The sequence below is a fragment of the uncultured Limnohabitans sp. genome (genome assembly GCF_937889215.1).
Taxonomy (GTDB): Bacteria; Pseudomonadota; Gammaproteobacteria; order Burkholderiales; family Burkholderiaceae_C; genus Limnohabitans_A.
Genome location: NZ_CALBEX010000001.1, coordinates 1 through 2,177 on the forward strand (window position 1 = coordinate 1; position 2,177 = coordinate 2,177).

At 49.9% G+C, this 2,177-nt stretch carries 2 protein-coding genes; both read left to right on the forward strand.

The window, feature by feature from the left end:
* Nucleotides 1-205: 205 nt before the first annotated feature.
* A complete protein-coding gene (gene egtB, locus Q0341_RS00005) occupies nt 206-1,471 on the forward strand; it encodes an ergothioneine biosynthesis protein EgtB (protein WP_366522656.1) in 1,266 nt (421 codons plus the stop codon).
* The coding region (gene egtD, locus Q0341_RS00010; RefSeq protein ID WP_299509613.1) for an L-histidine N(alpha)-methyltransferase at nt 1,468-2,177 on the forward strand (710 nt) is incomplete at its 3' end. The genes egtB and egtD, both read left to right, overlap by 4 nt.

A 2,177-nucleotide genomic window follows, 5' to 3' on the forward strand; every position in this document is an offset into this window, starting at 1 on the left:
GGATCCAGTCTGGGTATCCATGGCCACTCGCGGAGACTTCACCGATTACCGTGGCCGCCATACCGTTGAAGGCAACACAAACTGGCAGTTTTGTGCCATTGAAGGTGGCGCGCTGCCGTTTTTTGAAGACTTGACCGCCTTCACTGCGAAACTCGACCCGCACTGGAATTAAACCAGGCTTGACAAAAGATGCCATCAGTCAGCCATGCAAGCATCAACTTCACCGAAAGCAATGGCTTTGATATCAGGAAAGAAAATGACGTTAACAGAGCGACTCGAACAGACCCGCGCACTCACCGAGTCTTTGGTCGTCCATTTGTCTGAAGAAGACCAATGCGTTCAGTCCATGCCAGATGCCAGCCCCAGCAAATGGCATTTAGGCCATACCACTTGGTTTTGGGAAGCCATCGTGTTGCTGCCACATTGCCCTGGTTACCAACTTTTCGATCCGCAATTTCAGTACTTATTCAACTCCTACTATGAAAGCTTGGGGCCAAGGCAGCCTCGTGCACAAAGAGGTTTGTTGACACGACCCAGCCTCGACAAGGTCATGGCTTTTCGAACGCATGTGACCGATGCATTGTTGCAATACTTGTCAAGCCGTGACCAACTTTTTTCAGAAAAGTTTTTGTATTTGATAGCGCTTGGCATCAACCATGAGCAGCAGCATCAAGAGTTAATGATCACCGACGCATTGCATTTGTTTTCTTGTAACCCTCTGCTGCCAAAAAGTGGCTTGAATTTACAAGCCAGCCAAACCTTGCTTGACAGCGAAGAGCCATGCCAATGGATTCGGTTCGATTCGCGCTTGGCCGAACTGGGGCAAAACGCAGGCAGCGCTCACAACTTTTCTTTCGACAACGAACAGCCTCTCCATAAACGCTATGTAGAAGGGTTCGAAATGTCCAATCAATTGATCACTTGCCGAGAGTATCTTGAATTCATACAAGACGGTGGATATCAAAAACCCTCGCTTTGGCTGTCGGAAGGTTGGGCTTGGGTGCGCCGTGAGGACCGTCAAGCACCGGCCTATTGGTTGGCCCCTCGCGGGACATTCAATGACTCAGGCCACTGGAAGAATTTTGGCGCTGAAGGCGCTGAGCAATTGCAACTCGATCAGGCCGTCACACATTTAACCTTCTTTGAAGCCGATGCCTTTGCCCAATGGCGAGGTGCACGTTTGCCTACTGAATTTGAGTGGGAGCTGGCCTTTGATCACCCAGACATGCAACACATGCTCGGTCAAGCCTGGCAATGGACGCGATCGGCTTATGAGCCCTATCCGGGGTTCATGCCAGGAGATGGGTCGATTCGTGAATACAACGGAAAATTCATGGTCGGTCAACAGGTGTTGCGTGGGTCCAGTTGGGCAACACCGCAAGGCCATGCACGCAAAACTTATCGAAACTTTTTCCCACCCACAGCCAGTTGGCAGATCACAGGCTTGCGTTTAGCCAAGGATTGCAAATGACGGCATCAAATCTCAACCATTTTGAACAAGACTTGCTGAAAGCCTTGTCGCAAAAGAACAAGCATATTTCACCGAAATATTTTTATGACGCCAAAGGCTCGGCCTTGTTCGATCAGATTTGTGAGCTGCCTGAATACTATCCCACCCGCACCGAACTCTCCATTTTGAAAACGCATGCCGCTGATATTGCGCAGCACATTGGCGCTAAAGCAGAGTTGCTTGAATTGGGAGCGGGCTCATTGACCAAGGTACGACATTTGCTTCGGAAAATGGATGCCCCTGTGTCATTTTTGCCGATGGACATTTCTGGAGCGCATTTGAATGCAGCGGCTGCGGATTTGCGGCTGGAATTCCCCAGTCTCAAAGTGACCCCGATCGTTGCAGATTACACCCAAGATTGGTTGCTACCGCCCGCCCCTCAAGAGTTCAAACGCCAGGTTGCTTTTTTTCCAGGGTCAACGCTGGGTAATTTTTCGCCCACCGAGGCACATGCGTTCTTTGGCAATTGTGCTGCACACTTGCCAGGAGGCGCTTTGCTGTTGGGGATCGATTTGTTGAAGCAACCAAAGATCATTCACGATGCCTATAACGATGCACAAGGTGTGACGGCTGCATTCAATTTGAATCTTTTGGTGCGTGCCAACACGGAATTGGCCAGCAATTTTGTGTTGGATCAATTTTCTCATTGGGCTTTTTACAATGCCCC